Raw genomic sequence first — 5,408 nt, forward strand, 5'->3', positions numbered from 1 at the left:
GACCCGTACGGCCTGTCGAAATGGCTGGGCGAGGAAATCGTCGACGCGGCGGTGCGCCGCGGCGCCTTTTCGGCGGTCAGTATCCGCATGCCGTGGATCCAGACGCCGGGTTCTTTTTTCGAGGGCGTCGCGCCGCGCCGCGCCACTGCCGACAGTGCCCGTGACCTGTGGGCCTATCTTGATGGGCGCGACGCCGGTCAGGGCTTCCTGCGGGCGCTTGAATGGCAAGGCGACGGCCATCTGCGCGTCCTCCTCAGCGCCGCCGACACATTCATGGAAGAGGAAACCGAAGCGCTTTTGCGCCGGGTCTACCCTGATGTCCCCCTGTCACGGCCGATCGCCGGTTTCGGCGCCGTGCTCGACACGATCCATGCGCGCGAAACGATCGGCTTCGAGCCAAGCCATTCGTGGCGTTCCTATCCGAAGCCGGAGGCCGGACAATGAAACGGTTCGACAAACAGAATGTTCTCGTCACCGGCGGCGCGGGCGCGATCGGCAGCGCAGCGGTGCGGCGTTTCCTTGACGAAGGCGCACGGGTCGCCATTGTCGACCGCAATGGCGCGGCGGCGCAGCAACTGGCTCGCTCACTGGGTGAAAACGCCATTGCCATCGAAGCCGACGTCACCGACGAAGCGGATGTGCGGCGCGCCGTCGAGGCGATCGTTGAGACGTTCGGCGGCCTCGACGTGGTGTTCAACAATGCCGGCATTTCCGGCGTCGTCGCTCCCGTTCACGACCTGCCGGTCGAGGACTGGGATACGACCATCCGCATCAATCTGCGCGGCATCTTCCTCGTGCTGCAGGCTTCGCTTCGGGCGATGATCAAGGCCGGGACCGGTGGCTCGATCGTCAACATGGGCTCGTCCATGGCCGGTTGGGACGTCCTTTCGGGGGGAGCTGGCTATGTCGCTTCCAAACACGGCGTGGTCGGCCTGACGCGGGTCGCGGCGCTCGATGCCGCGCCCTATGGCATACGCGTCAATGCCATCTGCCCCGGCGTGATCGAGACGACGCTTGGCGTGCCGGCTTCCGGCGACGGCGAATTCAAGAGCAGCGTCCAGCATTTCGCCGACCGCATTCCGTTGCGCCGCATCGGCCAGCCGGACGATGTCGCGGCCGCCCTGGCTTTCCTGGCCTCCGACGAGGCGAAGCACGTCACAGGCGTGGATTGGCTGATCGACGGCGGCCAGACCTTGCAGAGCTGGGCCAACGCGCCGGCCGGCGGCGCGTTTCCGAAATTTCGCTAAAGTCTTTTCGGCGGCATTGCCTGGATGATCCGGACGGCAAGATCGAGATCGGCGAGCCCGCCCGAAAGCGGCGTGCGCGGCTTAACACCGGCAACGATGCAATCGGCGAAATGCAGCCACTCGCGGCGGAACGACGTATCAGGAACGCCAGGCAGAACGCGTTCGGATGCAGCCTCGCCTGTCGTTTCACGTAGCCGGACAGTCGCCGAGGCATTGCGGAAATAGGGGTTCTGGAATTCGATCCGCACCTCGTCGCGCTCGCCATGCACATGGATCCACTCGTCCCACCATTCATACTGGGCAAGTGCCATGTCGAAGAGGCAAGGGACGCCGCCATAGTCGAGCACGGCCAGCAACTGGTTCGGGCCGGTCTGTTGCGCATGGACGACGCGGTCGGGCGTGCCGAAAGCACCGCGCATGACGGCAAGGTCGTGGCTGGCGAGGCTGAGCAGTACAAGATAGAGATCGCGATAGCCGGCATGGTCCACACCGAGCGCCGCCTCGATGCGCCGAGCGACCGTTTCGCGCCCCGCCGCCAACACATCGGCCGGCACGTCGGTGACCCTGGTCTGGGTGTAGAGTTGGCCATAACGGTCGAAGCGGCCCGCGAAATCGTGGACATGGATCGACTTCGGCCGGCCGATAGCGGCGATGCGCTCCAGCCCGGTCTCATAGCCGGGATCATAGAATTTCATGTAGCCGACAAGGGCGACGAGGCCGCTCCGCTCGGCCTGCTCGACAAGCGGGCGCGCCTCCTGCGGCGTGAAGGCAAGCGGCTTCTCGACGATCAGGTGTTTGCCGGCTCGGATTGCATCGGCGACCATCTCGCCATGATCGTAGGTGCAGATCACGACCGCATCGACATTCGGGTCGGCAAGCAGCGCGCGATGGTCGGTATATCTGGCAGTGACGCCATAATGTTCCGCGACCTTGTCGACCGTGCCGGGAGAGATGTCGCACAAGGCGGCGATGCGAAACGCCGGTAATTCCATGAGATAGGGCAAGTGCATCAGCTGGGCGATCTCGCCGCAGCCGATGACGCCGACGCCAATAACGCGATCCTGCATGTCAACCCTTCACGGCGCCGGCTGTCAGGCCGGCGATGAACTGCCGTTGCATGGCGACAAAGACGACGATCACCGGCAGTGTCGTGATCGTCAACGCGGCGAAATAGAGCGTCCAGAGCGAGTCGTATTGCTGGAAGAAGCTGACCAGTCCTAGCGGGATGGTCTGCACCAAAGGGTCGCGCAACAGCAGGAAGGCCAGGAAGAAATCGTTCCAGATCTCGATGAAGCCGAAGATGAGGATCAGCGCCACGCCCGGCCGCACCAGGGGCAGCATGATGTGGATCAGGATCTCGAGCCGGCTGGCGCCATCGATGCGCGCGGCATCTTCGAGGTCGGCCGGCAATGTGATGAAGAAGCTGCGCAGGATGAAGACCGAAAGCGGCAGCGACGTCGCGGCATAGATGAAGGCAATGCCGAGCCGGCTGTTTATCAGGCCGAGATCGCGCGCCACCAGGAACAGCGGAATGGCCATCACCTGCGGCGGCACCAGCATGGCCGCAACCGCGACTGCGATCACAAGACCGCGTCCGGGGAAACGAAGACGCGCCACCGCATAGGCGCACGGCGTCGCGACGGCCACCAGGATGATCAATGCCGAGCCGGTGACGAAGATGCTGTTGACGATGCGCGATCCCATGCCGGCGATCCGCCAGGCATCGGCATAGTTCTGCAGCACCAGGCTCGATGGCGGACCCCAGACATTGCTGAGCATTTCCTGCTTGGTCTTGAGCGAACCGAACAGCACCCAAAGCAGCGGATAAAGGGTCTCGAAGAGCACGAGAATGAGCGCGGCATAGATGCCGCCAATTTCGAGGATGCCGCGCATGCCGAGGCGCTGCATGAGCCCGCGACGGCGAGAGCCGGCGGCGCCATCGTTCAGCGAAAGGTTGGCGGCTCTCATCAGACGTCGAGCCTTTGCCGCTGCATCAGGGCCAGCAGGCCGACACTGGCCAGCCCGACGATCATGAACAGCACATAGCCGATCGCCGCGGCGTAGCTCATGGCGCCGTCCTGGAAGGCCTTGCTCATCATGTAGGTGAGCACCACTTCGGTGGCGTGGTTCGGGCCGCCCTTGGTCAGGACATAGACGATGTCGAAATTGCGCACGAAGGCGCCGGAGAGGCCGAGGATGGTGTTGATGAAGATGATCGGCATCATCATCGGAACGGTGACGTGCCGGAAGCGCTGCAAGGGGCCGGCGCCGTCCATCTTCGCCGATTCATAAAGCTCCGAGGGAATCGTCTGCAGCCCGGCCAGATAGATGACGGCATGGAAGCCAAGCCATTTCCAGACATCGACGACGATGATCGAGTAGAGCGCGATGTCGGCGTCGCCAAGCCATGATCGTTTCAGCCCGGCGAGGCCAATGAGATCGAGCCCGCTGTTGAGCAGGCCGAAGACCGGATTGTAGATCCAGGACCAGAGCAGGCCGACGGCGACGAAGGACATCGTCACCGGGACGAAGGCGGCGGCGCGGAAGAAGGTGCGGCCAAGCAGCGCCCGGTTCAGAAGCAGCGCCAGCCCGAGGCCGAGCACGTTCTTCAGGACCACGACGGCAACGACGAAAATCAAATTGTTGCGCAGCGCACCGAGGAAAATGCGATCGTGCACGAGGCGCTTGTAGTTGGAAATACCTGCCCAGGTCGGGTCGGAAAACCCGTCCCAATTGTGCAGGCTGAGCCAGAAGCCGTTGACGAACGGCCAGAGGTAGAAAAGACCGAAGAGGATCGCGGCGGGCAGGATCATGACGAATGCGACCGCCCCGTCCCCGGCATTGAAGCGCCAGGTGCCGGATCGGCTCGAAACAGGAGCCGCCTCTTGCGGTCGCGTGCTCATGTGGCCTTCGCGCCTTGCGGGGTCAGCACCAGCCCGAGCGTGTCCCTGACATAGGCGATGCTCTCGAGCGTGCTTTGCTCTGCCGTTTTCTTGGACGCATCCAGCTCGATGATGGCGAGGCCATCGTAGTTTGCATCCAGCAGGACGTCGACGATGCCAGCGAGATCGACGACCCCGGCGCCGAGCTCACAAAAGGCGCCATAGCGGTCATAGCCCTTCAGCGCCGGATCGACCCTGGTGTCCTTGAAATGCATGTAGCGCACGGCTGAAATGTAGGTCTTGACCGCGTCGACCGGATCGGAATTGGTGTGGGCAAGATGCGCCGGATCGATGCACAGGCCGGCCAGACCGGTATCCAGTTCATCCATCATGCGATCGAGCTGGTCGCGACGCTCGATGAAGGTGTCGAGATGCGGGTGATAGACCGTCTCGATGCCAAGGTCCTTCGTCCGCTTGCCGATATCCTCGAGCGCCCGGCAAAAGGCCCGGTAGTCGTCGGCCGTGTGCGCCCCGGCAGCGGCTTCCGAGGGACCGCCGCCGAGAACCAGCACCGGTGAGCCAAAGCCCTTCAACATCCTGGTCAGCGCGACGAGAACGTCCCGTTCATAGGTCCAGGCGACAGGGTTGGTGAAAATCGCATTGACGTAGAAGGAGGAGAGCTTGATGCCATACTCGCTCTGGCCTTCCGACAGCAGCGCATAGCGCCGCAAGATGTCGGTGTCGGTGGTCACTCCCATCGGCGCCTGGTTGCCGAGCTGCATGTATTTGCGGGCGTATTGGTCCGACAGGCTGGTGAAGGCGAGGATCTCGAACCAGCCGAAGCCCTGGTCGGCGAGAAACTTGATGGCTGGCCTGAGCGGAAGGCCGGTCAGGTCCCAGCTGTTCAGATGATAGCCGATCGAGAAGCGCTGCCGTTCGGCGCGATGTGTCGTCATGTGTTTTCTCCGATGGGCGAGGCTGCCCGAAGCAGGCAGCCTCTGTTTTTCTTTCCTGGCGCATCAGCCCGGCTGGATGGGCGCTCGCTTGCAGGCGCTACTCAGGGCCTCATTTGGGGGGCCAGTTGCCCTGGGCCTTGAGGTCATCGAAGATGGTCTGGATCGATGCGGCGGCGTCTTCGGGCGTCGTGGTGCCGCCGACGATGCCGGCGATTGCCGAAGACGTGGCGCTCGCGACCTCCGAGGGCCAGATCCAGTCGAGGAACTTGATCGTGTTCGGGAAGGCTTGCTTGCGCAATTCGACGGCATAGGCATCGTCGACC

Annotated in this window: 5 protein-coding genes and 2 pseudogenes; 2 read left to right on the forward strand and 5 right to left on the reverse strand. The window is 63.4% G+C overall.

The annotated features are described in order from the left end of the window. Positions 1–444: pseudogene (locus EN750_RS16895) on the forward strand (NAD(P)-dependent oxidoreductase); the annotation flags it as partial. After that, a complete protein-coding gene (locus EN750_RS16900) occupies positions 441–1,247 on the forward strand; it encodes an SDR family NAD(P)-dependent oxidoreductase (RefSeq protein ID WP_127397087.1) in 807 nt (268 codons plus the stop codon). The pseudogene EN750_RS16895 and the gene EN750_RS16900, both read left to right, overlap by 4 nt. Here the strand turns inward: EN750_RS16900 and EN750_RS16905 are convergent. From EN750_RS16905 to EN750_RS16925, 5 genes and pseudogenes are all read right to left on the reverse strand, one after another. Beyond that, positions 1,244–2,314 (reverse strand): Gfo/Idh/MocA family oxidoreductase, encoded by a 1,071-nt coding sequence (locus EN750_RS16905; protein WP_127397088.1) that lies wholly within the window; start codon positions 2,312–2,314, stop codon positions 1,244–1,246. The two genes, EN750_RS16900 and EN750_RS16905, sit on opposite strands and share 4 nt — an antisense overlap. A gap of 1 nt (position 2,315) precedes the next feature. Next, positions 2,316–3,215 (reverse strand): carbohydrate ABC transporter permease, encoded by a 900-nt coding sequence (locus EN750_RS16910; protein ID WP_127397089.1) that lies wholly within the window; start codon positions 3,213–3,215, stop codon positions 2,316–2,318. Next, positions 3,215–4,150, reverse strand: coding sequence for a sugar ABC transporter permease (locus EN750_RS16915; protein ID WP_127397090.1), 936 nt, complete (start codon positions 4,148–4,150; stop codon positions 3,215–3,217). The genes EN750_RS16910 and EN750_RS16915 overlap by 1 nt, the downstream gene beginning before the upstream one ends. Continuing rightward, positions 4,147–5,085, reverse strand: a complete 939-nt coding sequence (locus EN750_RS16920; protein WP_127397091.1) for a sugar phosphate isomerase/epimerase — start codon at positions 5,083–5,085, stop codon at positions 4,147–4,149. The genes EN750_RS16915 and EN750_RS16920 overlap by 4 nt, the downstream gene beginning before the upstream one ends. 109 nt (positions 5,086–5,194) lie before the next feature. Then, positions 5,195–5,408: pseudogene (locus EN750_RS16925) on the reverse strand (ABC transporter substrate-binding protein); the annotation flags it as partial.

Source organism: Mesorhizobium sp. M7A.F.Ca.ET.027.03.2.1 (assembly GCF_003999175.1).
In the GTDB taxonomy this organism is placed as follows: domain Bacteria; phylum Pseudomonadota; class Alphaproteobacteria; order Rhizobiales; family Rhizobiaceae; genus Mesorhizobium.

Coding starts and splice junctions, on each gene's coding strand:
- EN750_RS16900 (WP_127397087.1), top strand. CDS start 441: ATGAAACGGTTCGACAAACAGAATGTTCTCGTCACCGGCGGCGCGGGC.
- EN750_RS16905 (WP_127397088.1), bottom strand. CDS start 2,314: ATGCAGGATCGCGTTATTGGCGTCGGCGTCATCGGCTGCGGCGAGATC.
- EN750_RS16910 (WP_127397089.1), bottom strand. CDS start 3,215: ATGAGAGCCGCCAACCTTTCGCTGAACGATGGCGCCGCCGGCTCTCGC.
- EN750_RS16915 (WP_127397090.1), bottom strand. CDS start 4,150: ATGAGCACGCGACCGCAAGAGGCGGCTCCTGTTTCGAGCCGATCCGGC.
- EN750_RS16920 (WP_127397091.1), bottom strand. CDS start 5,085: ATGACGACACATCGCGCCGAACGGCAGCGCTTCTCGATCGGCTATCAT.